The organism is Maritimibacter sp. HL-12 (assembly GCF_900177545.1).
Classification (GTDB): Bacteria; Pseudomonadota; Alphaproteobacteria; order Rhodobacterales; family Rhodobacteraceae; genus Sinisalibacter.
The window spans coordinates 2,294,502-2,315,170 of the sequence record NZ_FXBQ01000001.1 but is presented as its reverse complement, the minus strand read 5'-3'; the positions used below and the strand labels follow the sequence as shown (position 1 = coordinate 2,315,170).

17 protein-coding genes are annotated in these 20,669 nt (G+C 66.5%); 7 read left to right on the top strand and 10 right to left on the bottom strand.

What is annotated here, in order from left to right:
• The first annotated feature begins 71 nt into the window (after nt 1-71).
• Together B9Y97_RS11615 and B9Y97_RS11610 are read left to right on the top strand one after the other, a co-directional pair.
• Nucleotides 72-794 carry a DUF4386 domain-containing protein gene (locus B9Y97_RS11615; protein ID WP_085526890.1) on the top strand — a complete coding sequence of 241 codons (723 nt, stop codon included), beginning with the start codon at nt 72-74 and terminating at the stop codon, nt 792-794.
• 57 nt (nt 795-851) lie between these two features.
• Nucleotides 852-1,556, top strand: coding sequence for an NAD(P)-dependent oxidoreductase (locus B9Y97_RS11610; protein ID WP_085526889.1), 705 nt, complete (start codon nt 852-854; stop codon nt 1,554-1,556).
• A 9-nt stretch (nt 1,557-1,565) separates the two neighbouring features.
• Here the strand turns inward: B9Y97_RS11610 and B9Y97_RS11605 are convergent, their stop codons facing one another.
• A complete protein-coding gene (locus B9Y97_RS11605; protein WP_085526888.1) occupies nt 1,566-2,357 on the bottom strand; it encodes an IclR family transcriptional regulator domain-containing protein in 792 nt (263 codons plus the stop codon).
• Between the two features lie 144 nt (nt 2,358-2,501).
• Between B9Y97_RS11605 and B9Y97_RS11600 the strand changes: the two genes are divergently transcribed.
• The 3 genes from B9Y97_RS11600 to B9Y97_RS11590 all read left to right on the top strand — a co-directional run bounded on the left by B9Y97_RS11600 (nt 2,502) and on the right by B9Y97_RS11590 (nt 6,197).
• On the top strand, nt 2,502-3,824 hold the full coding sequence (locus B9Y97_RS11600) for an aromatic ring-hydroxylating dioxygenase subunit alpha (protein WP_085526887.1): 1,323 nt from the start codon (nt 2,502-2,504) through the stop codon (nt 3,822-3,824).
• Between the two features lie 89 nt (nt 3,825-3,913).
• Nucleotides 3,914-5,374 carry a glutamine synthetase family protein gene (locus tag B9Y97_RS11595; protein ID WP_254900903.1) on the top strand — a complete coding sequence of 487 codons (1,461 nt, stop codon included), beginning with the start codon at nt 3,914-3,916 and terminating at the stop codon, nt 5,372-5,374.
• Between the two features lie 7 nt (nt 5,375-5,381).
• A complete protein-coding gene (locus B9Y97_RS11590) occupies nt 5,382-6,197 on the top strand; it encodes an arylamine N-acetyltransferase family protein (protein ID WP_085526885.1) in 816 nt (271 codons plus the stop codon).
• Between the two features lie 6 nt (nt 6,198-6,203).
• On the opposite strand, the gene B9Y97_RS11585 is transcribed toward B9Y97_RS11590, so the two are convergent.
• The 5 genes from B9Y97_RS11585 to B9Y97_RS11565 all read right to left on the bottom strand — a co-directional run bounded on the left by B9Y97_RS11585 (nt 6,204) and on the right by B9Y97_RS11565 (nt 11,791).
• On the bottom strand, nt 6,204-6,515 hold the full coding sequence (locus B9Y97_RS11585; RefSeq protein ID WP_085528226.1) for a hypothetical protein: 312 nt from the start codon (nt 6,513-6,515) through the stop codon (nt 6,204-6,206).
• A gap of 122 nt (nt 6,516-6,637) precedes the next feature.
• Nucleotides 6,638-8,983, bottom strand: coding sequence for a nitric oxide reductase activation protein NorD (locus B9Y97_RS11580; RefSeq protein ID WP_085526884.1), 2,346 nt, complete (start codon nt 8,981-8,983; stop codon nt 6,638-6,640).
• 79 nt (nt 8,984-9,062) lie between these two features.
• Entirely contained in the window at nt 9,063-9,872 is an 810-nt protein-coding gene (locus B9Y97_RS11575; RefSeq protein WP_085526883.1) for a CbbQ/NirQ/NorQ/GpvN family protein, read from the bottom strand.
• 69 nt (nt 9,873-9,941) lie between these two features.
• A complete protein-coding gene (locus B9Y97_RS11570; protein WP_085526882.1) occupies nt 9,942-10,298 on the bottom strand; it encodes a ribulose bisphosphate carboxylase small subunit in 357 nt (118 codons plus the stop codon).
• 74 nt (nt 10,299-10,372) lie between these two features.
• On the bottom strand, nt 10,373-11,791 hold the full coding sequence (locus tag B9Y97_RS11565; protein WP_085526881.1) for a form I ribulose bisphosphate carboxylase large subunit: 1,419 nt from the start codon (nt 11,789-11,791) through the stop codon (nt 10,373-10,375).
• Nucleotides 11,792-11,914: 123 nt separating this feature from the next.
• On the opposite strand from B9Y97_RS11565, the gene B9Y97_RS11560 reads away from it, so the two are divergent.
• Nucleotides 11,915-12,856, top strand: a complete 942-nt coding sequence (locus tag B9Y97_RS11560; RefSeq protein WP_217809451.1) for a LysR family transcriptional regulator — start codon at nt 11,915-11,917, stop codon at nt 12,854-12,856.
• Nucleotides 12,857-12,877: 21 nt separating this feature from the next.
• Here B9Y97_RS11560 and B9Y97_RS11555 read toward each other — a convergent pair whose 3' ends face one another.
• Nucleotides 12,878-13,354: an Lrp/AsnC family transcriptional regulator gene (locus B9Y97_RS11555; protein ID WP_085526880.1), complete on the bottom strand. Its 477-nt coding sequence runs from the start codon at nt 13,352-13,354 to the stop codon at nt 12,878-12,880.
• A gap of 115 nt (nt 13,355-13,469) precedes the next feature.
• Between B9Y97_RS11555 and putA the strand changes: the two genes are divergently transcribed.
• The gene (putA, locus tag B9Y97_RS11550) at nt 13,470-16,910 is read left to right on the top strand and encodes a bifunctional proline dehydrogenase/L-glutamate gamma-semialdehyde dehydrogenase PutA (protein ID WP_085528224.1); all 3,441 of its coding nucleotides are present in this window, start codon (nt 13,470-13,472) and stop codon (nt 16,908-16,910) included.
• 147 nt (nt 16,911-17,057) lie between these two features.
• Here the strand turns inward: putA and B9Y97_RS11545 are convergent, their stop codons facing one another.
• The 3 genes from B9Y97_RS11545 to B9Y97_RS11535 are packed head-to-tail and all read right to left on the bottom strand — an operon-like array spanning nt 17,058 to nt 20,636.
• Nucleotides 17,058-19,448, bottom strand: a complete 2,391-nt coding sequence (locus B9Y97_RS11545) for a hybrid sensor histidine kinase/response regulator (RefSeq protein ID WP_085526879.1) — start codon at nt 19,446-19,448, stop codon at nt 17,058-17,060.
• Entirely contained in the window at nt 19,441-20,004 is a 564-nt protein-coding gene (locus tag B9Y97_RS11540) for a DUF2478 domain-containing protein (protein WP_085526878.1), read from the bottom strand. The genes B9Y97_RS11545 and B9Y97_RS11540 overlap by 8 nt, the downstream gene beginning before the upstream one ends.
• Nucleotides 20,005-20,006: 2 nt before the next feature.
• Nucleotides 20,007-20,636 carry a hypothetical protein gene (locus B9Y97_RS11535; protein WP_085526877.1) on the bottom strand — a complete coding sequence of 210 codons (630 nt, stop codon included), beginning with the start codon at nt 20,634-20,636 and terminating at the stop codon, nt 20,007-20,009.
• Nucleotides 20,637-20,669 lie beyond the last annotated feature (33 nt).

Here is a 20,669-nt window from a genome sequence, read left to right as displayed (position 1 = left end):
GTTCATCCCCCGCTCCCGCACCCCGCCGCGAGAGCGCCAGATACCGGCTTGCCTATTGAAAGGAAACGAAAATGCAGACGTTCAACGATCCCCAGTCCCGCAGCTACGCCCGCCTCACGGGCGCATTCTATTTCACCATCGCCATCGCCGGCGGTTTCTCCATCCTCTGGGTGCCCTCGCAATTGCAGGTGGCGGGCGATGCCGCGGCGACATTCGCCAATATCCTCGCCAATCGCGGGCTTTATGCCGCCGGGATCGGCGGCGAGGTGGTGATCCTGATTGCCGAGATCATGGCGACCGCGATGCTCTACTTCATGTTCAAGCCGGTGAATGCCACGCTCTCCTTCGCCGCTGCCTTGGCGCGGCTCTCGATGGTCGGCGTGATGGCCGCGATGCTGCTCTTCCATGCCGCTGCCTATGCGCTGGCCGATCCGGGCATCACCCTCGCCAGCTTTTCCGAGGCGCAGCGGTTTGACCTCGCCGGCCTTATGCTCGGCGTGCACGACGCCGGCGTTTGGGTCTGGCAGATCTTCTTCACGATCCACCTTGCCATTCTTGGCCAACTCGTCGCCCGCTCGGGCCGCTATCCGCGCCTGCTCGGCCACGCGATGACGCTCGGCTCGGTCGGCTACCTGCTCGACACGCTCTCGGCCACCGTGGTGACCGGCTCGGCGGTGTTCGACGGGGTCACCGGCGCCTTCCTCGCCATCGTCACCCTTGCCGAGGTCGGCTTCGCGCTCTGGCTGCTGATCCGTGGCCCGCGCCCGGCCACCCCGGCCCCGGCCTTCGCTTGAGCCCACACCGCGCGGGCGGCCCCTCCGCCCGCGCCCGCATACGAAAGGAACAAGACAATGAAACGCATCTGCATCATCGGCATCTCCGGCAAACTTGGCCAATACATGACCGAACATGCCCTTGCCCGCGGCTACGAGGTGGTGGGTGTCTGCCGCCCCGAAAGCGTGGGAAAGCTCGACCGCTTCAAGGACCAGATCACCCTCTTCCCCGGCCGCACCAACGACCGCGACGTGATCGCGGCGGCGGTGCGGGGCTGTGACGGCGTGCTCACCGTGCTCGCCCCCTGGGGCACCGACAACTACGCCTCCGGCACGGCGCAAGCGGTGCTCGACTTCGCCGACCCCGGTGCGCGGCTCATCTTCTCCTGCGGCTGGCATATCAGCCGCGACGGCAAGGACCGCTATTCCTTGAAACTCAGGGCCTTCGTCGCCGTCTTTGGCAAGATCGCCCGCGCTTTGCGGCTCGTCGACCTGAACGATCAGGTCGAGGCCACCAACCGGATCTTCGCCTCCGAGCGGCTCTGGACGGTGGTGCGCGGCTCCGACCTGGAGGAGGGCGAGAGCGAGGGCCTGCCGGTCTGGGCGCGTCATGTCGGCGACCCGGTGCTGGTCTCCAACCTGACCCGCCGCACCGACTTCGCGCTGTTCATGGTGCACGCCCTGACCGATGACCGGCTGATCCACGAGGCCCCCGCCATCGTCGGGCGCAACACCGCTTCGGCCCGCGCCCACCCGCAGGCCGCGCAGTCGGTGCCCGCCTGACAGGCGCGCCTAGGTCACGCCGCCGTTTGCGGGATCTCTGCCCGCGAACGGCGGCGTATGCGCCAGTTCTGCCGCCGCGCGGCGCAACGTCGAGACAATGGCCAGAACCGCGCCCTCGCCCTCGAACCTTGCGTGGAGGTCGGACACACCCAGCACCGCGCGCGCCTCTCCCGGCGGCCCGACCGGGACGGCGATCCCGGTCACGCCCGCCTCGAAGCCACGCGCGACGGCGTAACCCTGCGCCGCCGCCGTTTCGATCTCTGCCGCGATCCGTGTGCCGTCGGTCTCGCTTTCGGCGGTCAGGGCGTCGAGCGGGGCCTCGGCGAGCAGGCGGTGTCGTTCCGCTTCCGGGGCACCGGCGAGCAGCATCCGTCCCATCGCGGTGTGGACGAGCGGCAACCGGCTGCCGATGGTGAACCCGAAACTCACCGTGCTGTCGGCCAGCGTCGATTGCGCCACGAGCAGTGCCCGGTCCTCGTCTCGGATCGCGAGCGACACCCCGAGGCCCAGCGCGGCGGCGGCGCGGTTGAGCACCGGCTGCACCCGGGTGCCGAAGCCCTGCCCGCGCAGGAACCCCGCCGCGAGCACCAGAACGCGCGGTGCGAGCGAGAACGCCCTGCCCTCCTTGCGCACGTAGCCCAGCCGCACCAGCGTGAGCACGAGGCGGCGGGCGGTGGCCGGGTCGAGCCCGGTCTGGCGGGCGATCTCGGCAAGGGTTAGCGCCGCGCGGTCTTCATCGAAGACGCGCAGCACCGTGAGGCCCTTGAGGAAGGTCAGCGAAATATCGCGGTCATTTTCCATGCCGGTGCGGCCCTTTTCGTCTGCCTCTGTCTTTTTGCGCCAAGACGTGCCGGAGTGCGACCCAAAACCGCAGGTGGTTCTTGCCTATGCGACAATTTGTGCGATAATCGACGAAACCGGACTCGAACGCGCGGAGACCCAGCCATGATCAGCCAGGACCTGAACGATACCATCACCAAGACCGGACCGGGCACGCCCGCCGGGGAGGTGCTGCGGCGCTACTGGCAGCCCGCGGCACTTGCCGACGAGCTTGAAGGCAAGCGCCCGGTGGTGCCGGTGCGCCTGCTGGGCGAAGATCTCGTGCTGTTTCGCGACGAGGAGGGCAAGCTCGGCCTGATCGGGCGGCGCTGCCCGCACCGGGGGGTTGATCTGTGCTATGGTCGGCTCGAAGACAACGGCCTGCGCTGCCCGTTCCACGGCTGGCATTTCAACCGCGAGGGCCAGTGCGTCGAGCAGCCGGGCGAGCCGGAGGGCTCGCGGATGCATGAAAACATCCGCACCGCCGCCTACCCGGTGGTGGAGAAAAACGGCATCATCTTCGCCTGGATGGGGCCGGGCGAGCCTCCTGCCTTCCCCGATTTCGATTGTTTCCGCGCGCCGGAAAGCCACGTCTTCGCCTTCAAAGGCTTGTGGGAGTGCAACTGGCTGCAGGCGCTCGAAGTGGGGATCGACCCCGCGCATGCCTCCTTCCTGCACCGCTTCCTGCAGGACGAAGACCCGGCCGAGAGCTACGGCAAGCAGTTCCGCGACAAGGCGGCGAATACCGAGATCCCGATGACGCAGCTCCTGCGCGAATATCCCCGCCCCGAGATCAGCGTGGAAGACACTGATTTCGGCATGCGGATCATCGCCCTGCGCCATCTTGACGACGGCCGCACCCATGTGCGTGTCACCAACCAGATCTTCCCCGAGGCGATCACCATCCCGATGAGCCGCGAGATGATCATCACCCAGTGGCACGTGCCGATCGACGATGAGAACTGCTACTGGTACTCGATGTTCACGAGCTACGGCGCGCCGGTGAACAAGGAGCTGATGCGCGAGCAACGGCTCAAGGAGCACCGCCTGCCCGATTACGCCCCGCTCAAGAACGCGCGCAACAACTGGGGTTACAACCCCGACGAACAGACGCGCGAAACCTATACCGGCATGGGGCTCGACATCAACGTGCACGATCAATGGGCGGTGGAGAGCATGGGCCGGATCCAGGATCGCACCGAGGAACACCTCGGCAAGACCGACACCGCCATCATCCGCTACCGGCGCAAGCTGCGCGCGGCGATCGCGTCGCTCGGCGAGGGCAAGGAGGAGGATTTGCCGATGCGAAACGGCGTCGATCCGGCCACGATCCACGGCCCTGCGGCGAACGATACGCTGTGCAGCGATGGCGACTGGGAGCGGGCCTACACCGAGGGCGATGCTGCCCGCCGCGCCGCCTGCACCGGCTGGGACGCTGCCATCTCCTGAGCCTTTCGGCAGATTGACCTTGCCTTGGCGCGGCGGCTCGCCCACCCTGTGAGCCGCCCGCGCCGCGCGACAGCCTTGGGATGAAGCACGTGACACAAGCCGACCACAACCGGATCGCCTCCGGACAACTCGCCCGCATGGGATTGATCGACGCCGCATGGATAGAGGCCGCCGTCGAAACCATCGCCCGGGTGCGGGCGGAGGGGATCGAAACCGTCCGCGTCGTCTTCGCCGATCAGCACGGAATCTTGCGCGGCAAGGCGGTGGTGGCCGAGGCGCTGGCTTCGGTCTTCGCCAATGGCCTCGCCGCGCCCTCGACTCTGCTGCTCAAGGATACTTCGCACCGCACCGCCTTTCCGGTCTGGTCTGCCGCCAGCGGCATCGGCTCGGGGCCGATGGATGGTGCGGGCGATATCCTGCTCGTGCCCGATCCGGCGAGCTTCCGCCCGCTGCCATGGTCGCCGCATTCGGCGTGGCTGATGTCTGATGCGCATTTCCGCACCGGCGCGCCGATCGGCTTTGCCCCGCGCGAGGTGTTGCGCCGGGCTGAGGCCCGGCTTGCCGAGCGCGGCATGGCGCTCGTGGTCGGGCTGGAAGTGGAGTTCCACGTTTTTCACCTCGACGATCCCCGCCTCGCGCACGGCGACACCACCATGCCCGCGCGCGCGCCCGATACCCGCGCGCTGGCCCATGGCTACCAGTTTCTCACCGAAACGCTTTACGACCGGCTGGAGCCGGTGATGGACCGCTTGCGCCGCGCCTCCGCCGAGTTGGGCCTGCCGCTGCGCTCGATGGAAGTGGAAATGGGGCCGAGCCAGTTCGAGTTCACCTTCGACCCCGGCGACCCTATGAGCCAGGCCGACAACATGGTGATGTTCCGCACGCTGGTGAAGGAAGTTTGTGCCCGCGAGGGGTTGCACGCCACCTTCATGTGCCGCCCCAAGGTCGATAACGCCGCCGCGAGCGGCTGGCACGTCCACCAGTCGCTGGTGAATACCGAGGGGCGCAACCTGTTCATGCCCGAAAAAGATGGCGCGCTCACCCCGGTGGCCGGGCAATGGATCGCGGGGCTGCTGGCGCACGCCCGCGAAAGCTGCCTGATCACCACCCCCACGGTGAACGGCTACAAGCGCTACCAGCCGTTCCAGCTTGCCCCCGACCGGATCCAGTGGGGCGAAGACAATCGCGGCGCGATGATCCGCGCCTTGATGAAGCCGGGCGATGCGGCCAGCCGGATCGAGAACCGCGTGCCGGAGCCTGCCGCCAACCCCTATTACCTCTTTGCCACCCAGATCGCGGGCGGGCTGTCGGGCATCGCGCAGGGGCTGACCCCTCCCGCGAAGGTCGAAACCCCCTATGACGCCGACGCCGAGCGCCTGCCCGCTTCGCTGCTCGACGCGATCACCGCCTTCGAGGGCTCGCAGATGTTGCGCGCCACCTTCGGCAACGAGTTCGTGGAGTATCTCGCCCGGATCAAGCACGCCGAGTGGGATCGTTACGTCTCCGCGCTCTCGGACTGGGAGCAGGCGGAATACTTCTCGTTGTTCTGAGCATGACATGGGTTTTCGGCTAAACGCATATCTTGACCGAATCCGGCTTTCAAATGTGCCGGACGGGCTGGCGGGGCTGCGTGCCTTGCAGGAATCGCACATGCGCGCGATCCCTTTCGAGAACATTGATCCGCTGCTCGGGCGGGTGCCGAGCCTCGATCCAAAATCGCTTTCCGACAAGCTTCTCGCCCGCGAACGTGGCGGCTACTGCTTCGAGCACAACCGGTTGTTCGGCCACGCGCTTGAGGCGCTCGGCTATGCGCCCCGCACGCTGCTTGCCCGGGTGCGCAATGGCGCGCCCGAGGGTGGCGCGCGCACCCACCAGGCTTTCGAGGTCACGGTGGAGGCCGCGCGCTGGCTGGCTGATACCGGCTTCGGCGGCCACGGCGCGCTGCATCCGGTTGGCCTTGACGAGCCCGGCCCGCAGGTGTTGCCGAACGGTGCATATCGCGTGGTGCGCGACGCAGTGGCGGGGGAGACGGTGGTCGAGCGCCAGGCGGGCGACGTCTGGATCTCGCTCTACGGCTTTGACGGGCACACGGCGCGCCGGATTGATCTGGAAGCGGCGAATTTTCTTTGCGCGAGTTGGGACGGTGCCCCGTTCAAAGCGAACCTCATGTTGGCCCTGCACGGCCCTGACGGGCGGCGGGCGATGTTCAACCGCGCGCTCACGCTGGGGATGCCGCCGGAGACCGAAACCCGGGTGATCGACCGGTTCGAAGACTTTGCCCGGGTGCTGCGGGAGGAATTCCGCCTCGACGTGGACCACGCCGATCTGGCCGCGGTCTGGGCGAAGATCGAAACCGCGCCCACCCGCCGCTGAACGGGATCAAACGTCGCCCATAAGCTCCTGCGCGCCGCTCCAGCCCGCGGCCTTCGCCCGCTCCATCGCCTCGGTCTGGATGCGCAGGTAGCGTTCCTGCATCTCGGGCGGCATGCCGCCAACGCGGAAGCCGTATTTTTCCCACTCGGCGTTGACCTTGACCCAAAGCCCTTCGATCCCCTGCGCCAGCCAACCCTCGCAGGTTTCCGTCTCGGGGATCAGCCCGAACGCCCAGGCGTCGCGGATGATCTTGCCGGTATCGGTCATCCCGCCGTGCAGGTCGTTGTCGATGCCGACGTAACGTTTGAGTTCTTTCATGGCCATCCCCTAACGCGTTTCGCGAAAAGCAGTGATTCAGGTATTTCGCGAAGCGCACACAACATCAATGGGTTCCGCGCGTTTCGCCTCGTCGTTGCATCTCGACAAAATCGCAAAACGCTTTAGCTGGTGAGGCTCGCGAACAGAGTGGGCAGCTTTTCAGGCAGGCGGTTCACGTGATCCACGATGGTATAATTGTTCTCCCCGAAGATCCGTTTGACGTAAGCATCCGCGTTCGGGTCCAGCGTCAGGCAGTAGGTGAAAACCCCCTTGGCGTAAAGCTCTTCCACCGCCTTGCGGGTATCGTGGCGCAGGTGCTGGGGATCGCGCTCGTCGATATCGGCCGGCGCACCGTCGGTGACCAGCAGGATCAGCTTGCGCCGCTCGGGTTGCTTCAGAAGCCCCGCCCCGGCATGGCGCAGCGCGGTGCCCATCCGCGTCGACAGCCCCCCCTTCATGCCGGCAAGCCGCGCGCGGGCCTCTTCGTCGAACCGCTGGGCGAAATCCTTGAACTTGTAGTAATGCACGTCGTGCCGCCCGTCGGAGGCAAAGCCGTGAAGCGCGAAGGGATCACCGATTCCGTTGATCGCGGTGGCCACCAGCGTGGCGGCCTCGCGGGTGAGATCGAGCACCGTCTTGGTTTCTTCGTCGCCCGCGAGATCGTTGGTGCTTTCCGACAGGTCCAGCAGCACGGTGACCGCGAGATCGCGGTTCTTGATCACGTTGCGCATGGTGATGCGCGGGTTGGGCTGTTCGCCCATCCGGATCGAGATCATCGCGTCGACCGCCGCGTTGAGGTCGATCTCGTCACCGTCCTCCATGCCGCGCACCCGCTGCACCCCGGCGGGGCTCAGCATGTCGATGATCTGGCGGATCCGGTGAGCAACCGGCTTGTGCTCGGCGAGGATCTCGTCGATCTGTTCCGGGTCGCCCCGGTTCACCCGGCGCTCGTAGACCGTGGCCCAGTCGGGCCGGAAGAGCTGCACCTGGTAATCCCATTCGTGGTAGTGGAACGGGGCCGAGATCGGCTCCTTGCCCCACATGTCGTTGAAGCTGACCGTGGCCTCGCCGGCATCTTCGTAGGGCATGAAATTGTCGTTGCAGACCCAGATTTCCTGCGCGTCATCCCCGGCAAGCTCGGTATCGACCTCGTGCGCCATCTCCATGACCGAAACATACTTGCGCACCTGCCGCTGGCTGGCTGGCACATATTCGCCGCCGTGGGCGTCCCAGTCGAACTCCTCGAACTCCCAGACGAAGCGGTTGTCGTCGCGGTAGGGGATGCGGATCGTGTTGAGGATGCGCAAGGAGGGCACGTCACGCCGGGCAGCGAAGACGTGGAAAAGCTCCATGCCAAGGTGCCACGACAGCGTGTTGTCGCCCGCCCGCGCGGCGATCTCGGCGTGGAACTTCGCCCCCAGCGCGTCGAGTTCGGGATTGCCGGTGAGCGCCTCGGGGTCGAGCAGCAAGTGGGCGAAGCGCTCCAGCGCCTCGACCGTGGGATGCTCCAGGGGACTTTGATGTTCTAGCGCGTGGAGCCGTCCCCAGAGCTTGGCGAGGCCGGGAAAATCGCGCGCCGCGCGCCATTCCACGCGGGCATCTTCCACCAGCCCGATGAAGAACATCTGTGCCGGGCTGAGCTGCTCGGCAGAGATCGGCGCGGTGGTGTATTGCATATGCGCGGCCTGGTGCGCGGTCATCGCGCGGTAAAGCTCAAGGCCCGGAATGCCCGCAATATCGTCGAGCGCGTCGGGCAGGTGCATGACGTGGTGCTCGATATAGGGACGGAAGCCCTCGTAATCGGCCGCCGTCGGGCGCAGGAAGAAATCGCGCCCCCAGAGCGCGCGCAGGTAGAAGTTGAGCTTGCGCTGGGTGTCGATGAACAGCGTGCCGCGTCGCTCCTGCTGGAGCATCTTGCGCGCATCGGCGCTTTCGAGGGAGAAATACCGGGTGAGCCCAGCGAGGTCGCGCTTGTAGGCGTCGGCACCGAAATTGGCCCAGCGGCGCAGCCCCGAAAGCGTGAGCTTCGACAGGAGCTCGTCGATATGGGCGAGCATCGGGCGAAGGCCCCGGCTCGCCTTGGCCGAAAGCTGGTGGATGAGGCCGAGATAGCCGCGCAGAAGCTCCGGATCACCCAGCCGGCGCGCGGCAGTGGGCAGGCTGGAGAACAGGAGCGCGATCACCTCGCCGCTGGTCATCGACGAAAGCTTCATCGCCGCGCCGAGGCAATCGCGGATCACGTCCTCGCCGCATTCCTTGACCACGGCGGGCATGTTCTCGAGCCAGGCCAGCACGAGATCGTAGCCGCGCCCGAGGCTGCACAAGCCCTTCGCCCCTTCCATGTAGTCCGAAAGTGCGGCGGGCGACATCACCCGGGCGGCTTCGTGGAAGGTTGCCTCGAGCGTGTCGAACATCTCGGGCGGGGCCTTGGCGAAGCAGGCGCGGTAGTCTTCGAGGTCGATCGTCATGCTCTGGTCCTCGCGGGTTGCGGACGGGGGACGGCACCGCGCGGCACCGTTGCGCGCCCGGGCGGGCGCGCCTGCCCTCTCACACGAAGAAGGTCTCCACCGCCGCCTGAAGGGTCTGGCGCATGTCGGGGTCGTCGGTCAGCGGGGTGACCAGCGTCATCTTGCAGGCCGCCAGCGGATCGACGCCCTCGGCGATCATCTGGCCTGCGTAGACCAGAAGGCGGGTCGAGATCCCCTCGTCCAGCCCGTGGCCCTTGAGGTTGCGGGTGCGGTGGGCGATCTGCACGAGTTTCTTCGCCGTTTCGGCATCCACCCCGGTTTCGCGGGCGACGATATCGGCTTCGATCCCGGCCTCGGGATAGTCGAAATCAAGCGCGGCGAAACGCTGCTTGGTGGATTGCTTGAGATCCTTCATCAGGCTCTGGTAGCCGGGGTTGTAGGAGATCACGAGCTGGAAATCGGGATGGGCATCGACCAACTCGCCCTTCTTGTCGAGCGGCAACTGGCGGCGGTGGTCGGTGATCGGGTGGATCACCACGGTGGTATCCTGCCGGGCCTCGACGATCTCGTCGAGGTAGCAGATCGCGCCGATCCGGGCGGCCATGGTGAGCGGGCCGTCCTGCCACTTGGTGCCATCCTTGTCGAGCAGGAAGCGGCCGACGAGATCGGAGGCGGTCATGTCTTCGTTGCAGGCCACTGTGATCAGCGGCCGGCCCAGCTTGAAGGCCATGTATTCGACGAAGCGCGACTTGCCGCAGCCCGTGGGGCCTTTCAGCATCACCGGCATGCGCCGGGCATAGGCCGCTTCGTAAAGCTCATCCTCGCCGGCGACGACCCTGTAGAACGGCTCGGCCTTGACCTTGAACTGATCGGATTCGTGCTGGTTCATGACTTCCTCCCCCGTACTTCCTCCCCTGTGATCCCCGGCCCGTCGTTGTGGCGGGCCGGGAAATCCGGATCAGACCGGTTTGCCTCGGTAGATGACCATCTCGGCGCCCTTCGACTGGGCGTAGTTGTCGTAACCGACGAGGCGCACGTGGTTGTTCGGGTGCGCCTTGTGGCAGGCCTCGGCCTCGCCGAGGATGACATCGACATCGGTCTCGCCGAACATCGGCAGCTTCCACATGTACCAGTAGCTGCTGGTCGCGTTCTCGGGTTCGGTATGTTCGATGGCCGGGTTCCAGCCCTTCGAGACGATGTATTCCACCTGCTTGCGCTTGCGCTCGTCGTCCATCTCCGGAAGATAGGAGAAGGTTTCAAACTTGCGGCTGGTGACGTCGGAAAGCGACGACTTGTAGTCCTGCATGTCAGCCATGGTGTGGCTCCCTTGATATGTCTGGATGGGTGGCCCCGGGGCACTTTGCCCGGGGCCAGTCGGTATCGCGGAGATCAGCGGTGCTGCACGTCGAGCTTGTCGACGGTGTCGAACTCGAACTTGATCTCTTTCCAGGTTTCCATCGCGGTCGCGAGTTCCGGCGAAGACTTGGCGGCATTGGTGAGAATGTCCTTGCCTTCCTTCTCGAGCTCGCGGCCATGGTTGCGGGCCTCGACGCAGGCCTCAAGCGCCACCCGGTTGGCCGCGGCACCCGCCGCGTTGCCCCAGGGGTGGCCGAGCGTGCCGCCACCGAACTGAAGCACCGAGTCGTCACCGAAGATCGAGACCAGCGCCGGCATGTGCCAGACGTGGATCCCGCCCGAGGCCACCGGGAACACACCCGGCATCGAGCCCCAGTCCTGGTCGAACATGATGCCGCGCGAACGGTCTTCCTTGATGAAGCTGTCGCGCATGATGTCGATCCAGCCGAGGGTGGCTTCGCGGTCGCCTTCGAGCTTGCCGACGACGGTGCCCGAGTGCAGGTGGTCGCCGCCCGAAAGGCGCAGCATCTTGGTCAGCACCCGGAAGTGGATGCCGTGGTTCGGGTTGCGGTCGATCACCGCGTGCATCGCGCGGTGGATGTGCAGAAGCATTCCGTTGTCGCGGCACCAGTTGGCCAGACCGGTGTTGGCGGTAAAGCCGGCGGTCAGGTAGTCGTGCATGATGATCGGCGCGCCAAGTTCCTTGGCGTATTCGGCCCGCTTGTACATCTCTTCCGGCGTGGGCGCGGTGACGTTGAGGTAGGAGCCCTTCTTTTCACCGGTTTCGGCTTCCGCCTTCTGGATCGCTTCCATCACGTAGTCGTAGCGGTCGCGCCAGCGCATGAAGGGCTGCGAGTTGACGTTCTCGTCGTCCTTGGCGAAGTCGAGGCCGCCGCGCAGCACTTCGTAAACGGCGCGGCCGTAGTTCTTGGCCGAGAGGCCGAGCTTGGGCTTGATCGTGCAGCCGAGCATCGGGCGGCCGTACTTGTTCATCTTGTCGCGCTCGACCTGGATGCCGTTCGGGGGGCCGCCACAGGTCTTGACGTAGGCGATCGGCACCCGCACGTCTTCGAGGCGCAGGGCGCGCACGGCCTTGAAGCCGAAGACGTTGCCGACCAGCGAGGTGAGGATGTTGACCACAGACCCCTCTTCGAAGAGGTCGATCGGGTAGGCGATGAAGGCGTAAAAGGCTTCGTCGTTGCCCGGCACGTCCTCGATCGCGTAGGCCCGGCCCTTGTAGTAGTCGAGGTCGGTCAGAAGGTCGGTCCAGACCGTCGTCCAGGTGCCGGTGGAGCTTTCCGCGGCCACGGCGGCGGCGGCTTCCTCGCGCGGCACGCCCTCTTGCGGGATCACCTTGAAGCAGGCCAGAAAATCGGTGTCGAGTGGGGTGTAATCGGGCATCCAGTAGGTTTCCCGATAGTCCTTCACCCCTGCGTTGTATGTCTTCGCCATGGCGGTCGTATTCCTCCCTATCGCATCACATGGCCCAAACGATGGGGCCTGAGCGACTCGTAGTTGACCGCATCAATAGAGAACACTAAATTTTTTTTATGCTAAGCATAGAGTTTATACCATATGAGCAAGCCCATCATCACGCCCACGATCCAGCAGCTACGGCTTCTTGAAGCCGTGGCAAGGCACCATTCGATCACGCGAGCGGCCGAGGAAGTGCACCTGACCCAACCTTCGGTTTCCATGCAAGTGCGCACCCTGGAAGAGAAAATCGGGATGCCGCTCACCGAGCAGGTCGGCAGGACATTGCATCTCACGCGGGCCGGCGAGATCGTCACCGCCGCGGCACGCGAGATCCTCGCCCGACTCGCCGAGATGGAAGCCGGGCTCGAGGATCTCGACCGGGAGGTTGGAGGGCGACTGTCTGTCGCAGTCGTCTCGACCGCCAAGTATTTCATGCCGCAGCTTCTCGGCAGCTTCAAACGCCGCTTCCCGAAGGTCGAGCCCCGGCTGCAGATCACCAACCGTGAAACGCTGCTTGCGCGGATGGGCGCGAATGCCGACGATCTCTACATCATCGGGCGGCTGCCCGAGGAGGAGGCGCAATCGGTGATCGCCGAGCCCTTCCTTGAAAACGTCATCGCCTTCGTGGCCCGGCCCGATCATCCGCTGGTCGGGCAGAAGGCGATTCCGCTCGCCCGGATCGCCCGGCAGGATCTGCTCAATCGCGAGCCGGGGTCTGGCACCCGGCTGGCGGTGGAACGGCTCTGCGCGGCGGCGGGCGTGACGCTGCGCACGCACATGGAATTCGACGACAGCGAGGCGATCAAGCAAGGCGTCGTCTCCGGCCTCGGCATTGCCTCGCTCTCGCTGCACACGGTGCGCCACGAGCTGGCCAGCGGCGAACTTGCCGTGCTTGATGTGCAGGGCTTTCCGCTGCGGCGGCGCTGGTTCGCCGTGCACCGCAAGGGCAAGCGTCTGTCCAATGCTGCGGAACGGTTTCTCGATTTCCTGCTCACCGAGGGCGAACAGGAGGTCTCGAAGGCGCTGCACCCGCCGGGGTAATCGCTGCACCGGGGCGGGCTGTCAGACTTGGGCCACGCCCCGGTCACGCACGCTTTCCATCGAGACGAAGGTGGAGGTCGAGGCCACCTTCGGCAGCCGAGAGATGCTTTCGCTCAATACCCGGCGATACTCGGTGATATCGCGGGTGCGCACCTTCACGAGGTAGTCGAACCCGCCCGCGATCAGGTGGCACTCCTCCACTTCCGCGATCTCGCGCACCGCCTTGTTGAAGGCGGCGAGCGAATCCTCGCGGGTGTCCGACAGCCGCACCTCGAGGAAGGCGACGTGCTCCATCCCCAGCTTGCCGGCCGAAAGCTCTGCGCGGTAGCCGGTGATCACGCCCTCTGATTCAAGCCGCTTCACCCGCGCTGCCACCGGGGTTTTTGACAGGCCGACCTTTTGGCCAAGCTCGGTCATCGGGATGCGGGCATTGCGGGCAAGCTCGTTGAGGATCGCCCGGTCGATCCTGTCGAGTTTGGAAGTGGGCGCGTCGGCCATGCGTTTGTCTCGTTTTCCTGAGTTAATTTGGTCTGATCGCCTGATAATTTCCAAATTTTGGGCGAATGTCACGCACCGTCTCAAATATCATGACGCAAACACGTGGAGCATGACGATGATCGACCTCGATTCCCGTTGGGATGTGAACAAGCGCCGCGACGAGGCGGAGCTTCTGGCCGACCTGATCGGCATCGCGGCGCTCGATCCGCCCGCCCGCGCGCGGATCGTCACCCGCGCCGCCGCGCTGGTGGAGCGCATCCGCAGCGACGCGCGCCCGGGGCTGATGGATGTTTTCCTCGGCGAATACGGGCTCTCGACCGACGAGGGCGTGGCGCTGATGTGCCTAGCCGAGGCGCTGCTGCGGGTGCCCGACGCCGATACCATCGACGCGCTGATCGAGGACAAGATCGCGCCGTCGGACTGGTCGAAGCACATCGGCCGATCCGCCTCGCCGCTGGTCAATGCCTCGACATGGGGGCTCCTGCTCACCGGCAAGGTGCTCGACGAGGCCGATCCGGGCATCGCGGGCACCCTGCGCGGCATGATCCGTCGCCTCGGTGAGCCGGTGATCCGCACCGCCGTGGGCCGGGCGATGCGCGAGATGGGCCGCCAGTTCGTGCTTGGCGAGACCATCGAAGCGGCGATGAAACGGGCGCGCACGAAAGAAGCCGAGGGCTTCACCTATTCCTACGACATGCTCGGCGAGGCGGCGATGACGGCGACCGATGCCACCCGCTACGCCCGTGCATATAGCCAGGCGATTTCGGCCATCGCGTCGGCCTGCACGCCGGGTGAAATCGCTGCAAACCCCGGCATCTCGGTCAAGCTTTCGGCGCTGCACCCGCGTTACGAAGTGGCCAAGACCGAGCGTGTGATGGCCGAGCTCGTGCCGGTGCTGCGCGGTCTTGCAAGGCTGGCTGCGCGCGCGGGCATGGGCCTCAACATCGACGCCGAGGAGGCCGACCGGCTCGGGCTTTCGCTCAAGGTGATCGAGGCGGTGCTGGCCGACACCGAGCTTGCCGGGTGGGACGGCTTCGGCGTGGTGGTGCAAGCTTACGGACGGCGCGCCGGCGACGTGATCGACGGGCTGCACGAGATCGCCACCCGGCTCGACCGGCGGATCATGGTGCGCCTCGTGAAAGGGGCCTACTGGGATACCGAGATCAAGCACGCGCAGGTGGAAGGGCTGGCCGATTTCCCGGTGTTCACCCGCAAGGCCGCAACGGATGTGAGCTATCTCGCGGGCGCGCGCAAGCTGCTCGGGATGACCGACCGGATCTATCCGCAATTCGCCACCCATAATGCCCACACCGTCGCCGCCGTGCTCGACATGGCCGAGGGGATCGACCCCGGCGCTTACGAGTTCCAGCGCCTGCACGGCATGGGCGAAGCGCTCTACGACATCGTCCGCGCCGAGACCGATGCCCGCTGCCGGATCTACGCCCCGGTTGGCGCGCACCGCGACCTGCTCGCCTATCTCGTGCGGCGTCTGCTGGAGAACGGTGCCAATTCCTCCTTCGTCAACCAGATCGTCGATGCGGACGTGCCCGCGCGCGAGGTTGCGGCCTGCCCCTTCGCCGCGCTGAACACCGCGCCGGGGCCGTTCGAGCCGGAGATCCGCAAGGGACCGGAGCTCTACGACCCCGAACGGACCAATTCGCGCGGGTTCGATTTGAACGACGCGACGGTGCTGGCAAAGATCGACGCCGAGCGACGGACGCCGACGCGTTGGCGCGTGGAGCCGATCATCGCCGGGACGGTAGAGGGCAGCGCGCCCGCGCCCGCGCGCAATCCCGCCACCGGCGAGATCATCGGCGAGGTGGTGAACGCCAGCGCGGCCGACGTGCAAACCGCGCTCGCGGCGGCGCGGCCCTGGGCCGCACCAGTGGCCGAACGCGCGGCGGTGCTGCGCCGGGCCGCCGATCTCTACGAGGAGAACTTCGGCGAATTGTTCGCCCTGCTCGCCACCGAGGCCGGCAAGTCGCTCGCTGATTCCGTGGCCGAATTGCGCGAAGCCGTGGATTTTCTGCGCTACTACGCCGGTGAGGCCGAGCGGCAGCAAGCCCCGGCGCGCGGGGTATTCACCTGCATCAGCCCGTGGAACTTCCCGCTCGCGATCTTCTCGGGCCAGATCGCCGCCGCGCTCGCCACCGGCAACGCAGTGCTCGCAAAACCGGCCGAAACCACCCCGGCGATCGCGGCTTGGGGGGTGCGCCAGATGCACGACGCCGGGGTGCCGCGAGAGGCGCTTCAGCTTCTGCCGGGCGAAGGCGGCGTGGTCGGCGCGGCGCTGACCTCCGACGCGCGGGTGAGTGGCGTGGCCTTCACCGGCTCCACCGCCACCGCCCGCCATATCCAGCGCGCCATGGCCGACACCCTCGAACCGGGCACGCCGCTCATCGCCGAAACCGGCGGGATCAACGCCATGGTGGTCGACAGCACCGCCCTGCCCGAACAGGCGGTGCGCGATATCGTCGCCTCCGCGTTCCAGTCGGCGGGCCAACGCTGCTCGGCGCTGCGCTGCCTATACGTGCAGGAAGACATCGCCGCCACCATCCGGGAGATGCTGATCGGCGCGATGGACGAGCTTGAACTGGGCGATCCCTGGGCGCTGTCCACGGATGTCGGCCCGGTGATCACCGCGGAGGCGCGCGACGAGATCGCCGCCTATGTCGACAAGGCCGAGGCCGAGGGGCGGCTGCTTCACCGGCTTGCGACCCCCGATGCCGGCACCTTCGTGGCACCCGCCCTGATCGCGGTGAACGGGGTCGGCGATCTCGAACGCGAGGTCTTCGGCCCGGTGCTGCACTTCGCCAGTTTCAAATCGCGCGACCTCGACCGGGTGATCGCCGATGTGAATGCCACCGGCTATGGCCTCACCTTCGGGCTGCACACCCGCATCGACGACCGGGTGCAAACCATCGCCGACGCGGTGCATGCGGGCAATATCTACGCCAACCGCAACCAGATCGGTGCCATCGTCGGATCGCAACCGTTCGGGGGCGAAGGGTTGTCGGGCACCGGGCCGAAGGCGGGCGGGCCGCATTACCTCGCTCGCTTCACCCGGACCGAGGCCCCGCGCCACAACGACACGCCCGGGGCGTTGGCCGACACGGCCGCGATCACCGCCGGGCTGGCGGCTGCAAGCGCCGCGCAGGTGGTGACATCGCGGCTGATGCCGGGGCCGACGGGCGAACTCAACCGGCTGAACACCGTACCCCGCCCGCCCGCACTGTGCCTCGGCCCCGGCGAGGCCGCCTGCGCCGCGCAGGTGGCGGCCGTCGAGGCGCTTGGCGGACAGGCAATCGCCGTAACCGGATCGTTGGCCCCCGAGTCGCTCGCAGGGCTTGCACCCTACGGTGCCGTATTGTGGTGGGGTGACGCCGACACCGCCCGCGCCTATGCCCGGGCGCTAGCCACCCGCGCCGGGCCGATCGTGCCGCTTGTCACCGGCCAACCCGACAGCGCGCATGTGCTCTACGAGCGCCACCTCTGCGTCGACACCACGGCGGCGGGCGGCAACGCCAGCCTGCTCGCCGGGCAAGGCAGGGCATGACCGCGGGGCCGGGCTTGCCGGCGGGCCCGCCGCGTTGATTGGAGAGGCTCTGCCAAACAGGGGTCTCGCACAAGGAACCGATGGCGTTTCCGACCGGCTGGAGGACAGGTGGAGCGAGGCGGGAACCTGCGACCACCGCAGCGCCGATCACGCACCAGCGGCATAACCCTGAACGGCCTGCTCCCAATGCTGGAGAAGTGCTTCCGTGCTTTGCTGGTGCAATCCTTCAAGCTCGGCGTAAATCGCGCGGATCTTGCGGGTGTCCCGCGCCGCGCAGGACCGGTGCAGGTCGCGGGCAGAGAGCGCGACCGGCGTAAGCCCCACGAAGCTCGCCGCGCTGATCATCTGGTGCGCGGCTTCGGAAACCGCCGCAAGATCGTTATCGGCAATACCACGGGCGAGCGAGCGGCCGAGGCGCGGGGCATTGGCCAGGTAGCTGTCGACAATGCGTTGGCATCGCTCCAGTCCGAGATCGGTGAGCAAGCGGTTGACCACCGCGGTGTCGAGGACCGGCGCCTGCGCAACGGCGTCCTGCGGCGCGGGCTCCAATGCAGCGGCCTTGGACATGCCGTGTTCCGGCTTCGGATCGGCGTCGCTCAGGGCGGTCTGGATCGCGCGGTTCAGATCACCCCGGTCGAAGGGTTTCTCGATGAATTGTTGCACCGTGCCCGGCGTGACATCCGCGGGGTTGGGGATTGCCGCCGTGACCACCACAACCGGCAAGTTGCGCAGCCTGTGATCGGACGAATTGCGCAGGTAGCGGGCCAGATCCAGCCCGCTCGCTTCATCGAGCAGGTTGTCGGTGACCACGAGGTCGAAGGCTCTCTCGCGCAGGGCTTCGAGCGCGCCGGCATAGCTGTTGACGACGAAGGGCGCGTGCCCGAGATCGGCGAGATAGCCCTCGGTTATCAACGCGTTGACCGGATTATCCTCGACCACCAGCAGGTCAAGCCCCGATGCGACGGGGTGCCGGCTTTGCTGCACCCGGGCAGGCGCAAACGGCAGCGTGAAGGCAAACACGCTGCCGCCCTCCGGCGCGTTGCGGGCGGCGATCTCGCCGCCGAGGAATGTCACCAGCCGCTTGCAGATCGCAAGGCCCAACCCGGTGCCGCGCGATCCCTGATCCAAACCGGGGTGAAGGTATTGCGTGAACGGCTCGAAGAGCCAGTCGTTCGCGCCCGCCGGCAGGCCGACGCCGGTATCGGCCACCTCGAAAGCGAGGACAGGACGTGCGGCGCTCGAACCGGGCGCATCGGCGACGTGCAGGATCACGCCGCCCCGGGTGGTGAATTTCAGAGCGTTCGAGAGCAGGTTGATGAGCACGTGGCGCAGCTTCTGGGCATCGCCGCACATTCGGCAGGGCATCCCGGGCGCAAACCGGGCCTCGGTGCTCAGGCCACGCGCCCTGGCGTCGGGTTCGGTAACCCGCAGGATGCTTTCGATCAGCTCGCAGACATCGAAGTCCTGATCCACCCGTTGCAACGCGTTGGCTTCGGCCCGCGACATGCCGAGAATGTTCTCGACCAGTTCCGACAGCAGTTTTCCGGAGGTTCTGATGGCATCGACATGGCGCCGGGTGCCGGGCGCGAGCGCACCGTCGTCGATCAGCTCGGTCGAGCCGATGATGCTGTTGATCGGGGTTTTTATCTCGTGGCTGACGGTTGCGAGGAAGGCCGATTTTGCCCGGTTGGCATCCTCCGCCGCGGCAATCGCGGCAAGGTAGTCGGTGACATCCTTGAGGATCAGGACCCGGCCCGCAAACTTGCTCGAAATATCAAGCATTTCCTGCACCGAGATCGAGAAGATGCGCGGGCCCAGCGCGGTGTCGAGCGTCACCCGGTCGGGGGTCGCGCCGCGCCCCAGCTCGGTCAGGATCACGACCACCACGCGGCGCAGCCGGTCGAGATCGACATGACCGTAATAATCAAACCCCGGGCTGGTTTCGCCCAGAAGGATCCGCCCGCCGGCGGCGTTCATGTGCACCGGCTCGTCGTCGGGTCCGAGCAGGATCGCGGGCTCGGCGATGCTTTCGAAGACGGTGAGATACTTGTTTTTCTCGTTGGCCAATGCGCGGTTCTGTGCGCGCAGACCTTCGATCTCGGTATCGGGCAAGGTGTCGGTCCATTCCCGCACCAGCCCGATCTCGATCGCGTCGAACATTTCGAGCAGGATCTGGCGCAGGCGCCGGCGGTCGCCGATATCGGCGGTCTTTTCCTCGACGAGGTCGAAGTAGGTCTGGCGATAATACTTCATCAGGCCGAGAAACAGCCCGATGTCGATGCCACGCGACCGGTGCTTGCGGGCCTCGGCAACGCCGAACGCCACCGCCGCGTCGAGCGGCGCGCTTGTCGCGGAGTGCGGTGCCATCCGGGCGTCCAGAGCGGCGGCGAGCGGCTCGCTCAGCCCCACGATCGAGGCGCGCCAGGCCTCGCGCAGGGTCGAGGTGTAGCGCGTATAATCCTGTTCATGGGCATAGCGCACGACCCGGTCGATCAACCAGTCCTCGTGATCGAGAATGAGCCGCTTCAGTCTATCCATTGGGGCCTTTCCCGGTTCTGATGGCCGCGAGCACCGCGTCGGCCCAGGCCAGCACCCCGCCCCGGTCCGCCGCGATCTCCTGCGCGAAATCTCCAATGAACGCCTGCCATTCGGGCCGGTAGGTGTCGTTGACCGAAATCAACACCGGCAGCCCGGCGCTGACCGCGTGTTCGATCAGCGGCCGCAGGCCCTGACCGCGCGATTCCGAATAGCCGAAGCGGTTGAGGATGAGCGCCACGGCACCGTCGCGCAGGCTGGACTCCACGGCGGCATGGACTGCGGCGAGGACGCCGTAGTTGAGCCGACAGCCACGCGCTTCGCGCCCGAGCCGTTGCGAAATCTCGTATTGTGTGCCGGTGGCGAGGTCTTCGAGGTAGAAATCGCTGCAACACGCGGCTTGCCCGGCGCGGGCATGCTGGACAACACCGGCAACCTTGTGACCGGCTCCGCGCAGGGCATCCGCCGCCTCGGCCAGCAGGAGATCAACCTTGTCGCCCTTGGCATGCGGCAGAGCGGTGATCGGCGCGAGGCTTGTGCGCGGGTCGAGATCGAACATGGTCAGTCCTCCGTGAGTGCCGCGGCAAGCGCCGCCGCATCGGCCGAGTGATATTGCAGAAAAACGCGGATCAGCGCCTGGTCGGCGCGCGGCAGCCCGGTGCGCGGCCCCATCACCTTGAGATGGCTGGTCCACTGGTTGGCGGTGTAATGGGCGGGCACGCGGCGGACGTGGCAGGTGGTGCAGCGGGTGGCGAAGAGCGCCTCGGCGCGGCGCCAGAGCGTGTCGAGATCGGGACTGAGCGCGACGGTATCCACTGCGATCCAGCCGGTGAGACGTGCGCGCGTCCAGGTCTGCCCGGTCTCGGGATCGTCGCGGGACGCACCGAAGGACAGCGCCCCCACCCCATCGGGGCCGAGCGCGGCGCGGGTGACACGGATACCGGGCGCAGCCTGAAGCGCGCGTTCGGCCCCGACCAGGGTCCAGCCCGCAACGGCGACCGGCCGCCAACCGTCTTCGACCGGGCCGAGCGCGGTGACGGGCGAGGCGGTGAGCAATTTGCCGATCGGACCGCTTTGCGCCCCGGACGTGGCGTGGATATCCACGGTATCGGCGGCAAAACCGAGGCGACCGGGCGCATCGGCGAAACCGGGAAAGGCCAGCAGAAGAAGGGGGCCAAGGATCGCGCGCATGGGCAAAAGGGGGCACCGGAGTGCCCCCTCTCT

What these genes read in the sequence shown, in the direction of transcription:
- B9Y97_RS11615 (WP_085526890.1), top strand. Translation starts at nt 72, where the DNA reads ATGCAGACGTTCAACGATCCCCAGTCCCGCAGCTACGCCCGCCTCACG.
- B9Y97_RS11610 (WP_085526889.1), top strand. Translation starts at nt 852, where the DNA reads ATGAAACGCATCTGCATCATCGGCATCTCCGGCAAACTTGGCCAATAC.
- B9Y97_RS11605 (WP_085526888.1), bottom strand. Translation starts at nt 2,357, where the DNA reads ATGGAAAATGACCGCGATATTTCGCTGACCTTCCTCAAGGGCCTCACG.
- B9Y97_RS11600 (WP_085526887.1), top strand. Translation starts at nt 2,502, where the DNA reads ATGATCAGCCAGGACCTGAACGATACCATCACCAAGACCGGACCGGGC.
- B9Y97_RS11590 (WP_085526885.1), top strand. Translation starts at nt 5,382, where the DNA reads ATGGGTTTTCGGCTAAACGCATATCTTGACCGAATCCGGCTTTCAAAT.
- B9Y97_RS11585 (WP_085528226.1), bottom strand. Translation starts at nt 6,515, where the DNA reads ATGAAAGAACTCAAACGTTACGTCGGCATCGACAACGACCTGCACGGC.
- B9Y97_RS11580 (WP_085526884.1), bottom strand. Translation starts at nt 8,983, where the DNA reads ATGACGATCGACCTCGAAGACTACCGCGCCTGCTTCGCCAAGGCCCCG.
- B9Y97_RS11575 (WP_085526883.1), bottom strand. Translation starts at nt 9,872, where the DNA reads ATGAACCAGCACGAATCCGATCAGTTCAAGGTCAAGGCCGAGCCGTTC.
- B9Y97_RS11570 (WP_085526882.1), bottom strand. Translation starts at nt 10,298, where the DNA reads ATGGCTGACATGCAGGACTACAAGTCGTCGCTTTCCGACGTCACCAGC.
- B9Y97_RS11565 (WP_085526881.1), bottom strand. Translation starts at nt 11,791, where the DNA reads ATGGCGAAGACATACAACGCAGGGGTGAAGGACTATCGGGAAACCTAC.
- B9Y97_RS11560 (WP_217809451.1), top strand. Translation starts at nt 11,915, where the DNA reads ATGAGCAAGCCCATCATCACGCCCACGATCCAGCAGCTACGGCTTCTT.
- B9Y97_RS11555 (WP_085526880.1), bottom strand. Translation starts at nt 13,354, where the DNA reads ATGGCCGACGCGCCCACTTCCAAACTCGACAGGATCGACCGGGCGATC.
- putA (WP_085528224.1), top strand. Translation starts at nt 13,470, where the DNA reads ATGATCGACCTCGATTCCCGTTGGGATGTGAACAAGCGCCGCGACGAG.
- B9Y97_RS11545 (WP_085526879.1), bottom strand. Translation starts at nt 19,448, where the DNA reads ATGGATAGACTGAAGCGGCTCATTCTCGATCACGAGGACTGGTTGATC.
- B9Y97_RS11540 (WP_085526878.1), bottom strand. Translation starts at nt 20,004, where the DNA reads ATGTTCGATCTCGACCCGCGCACAAGCCTCGCGCCGATCACCGCTCTG.
- B9Y97_RS11535 (WP_085526877.1), bottom strand. Translation starts at nt 20,636, where the DNA reads ATGCGCGCGATCCTTGGCCCCCTTCTTCTGCTGGCCTTTCCCGGTTTC.